The 425-nt window shown below is 56.0% G+C and carries 1 protein-coding gene; it reads right to left on the bottom strand.

Annotated features, from left to right (window positions below; genetic code table 11):
* A partial coding sequence (locus tag ICL07_RS32165; protein ID WP_188092167.1) for an AMP-binding protein occupies positions 1-425 on the bottom strand: 425 nt, incomplete at both ends.

The raw sequence follows: 425 nt of genomic DNA, 5'->3' as shown, positions 1-425 counted from the left end.
ATTTTACCGGATAGCGCTCCTGTAAGGCCAGCAGCGTATTCAATACCTGTGCATGCTCCACTACCACGCCTTTCGGCTCTCCGGTAGAACCGGAAGTATAGATCATATATGCAATACGGCCCAAAGAAGCGGCGGCCAGCTCAACCCCCGGCACCTCTACAGCTGTGGCGGCATCAGGCAGGATCAGCGTGATAGCGGGATCGGCCTGCAGGTAGTCCAGATGTATGGAAGTGTGCGCATCAGACAATACCACACGGGCGCCCGTGTCGCGCAAAATATATTTGATACGTTCCGCCGGATAACCAGGGTCCAATGGAATATAGTAGGCGCCAACTGCATGTACTGCCAATATGCTCACCAACATCTCCACGGAGCGCTCCAGGCAGAGCGCTACCGGCATACCCGCCTGCACCTGATGGGCAGAC

Origin of the sequence: Chitinophaga qingshengii, from assembly GCF_014529935.1 — a bacterium.
Classification (GTDB): domain Bacteria; phylum Bacteroidota; class Bacteroidia; order Chitinophagales; family Chitinophagaceae; genus Chitinophaga; species Chitinophaga qingshengii.
Note: the sequence above shows the minus strand (reverse complement) of the source record. Positions and strands in the feature narration are given on the sequence as shown.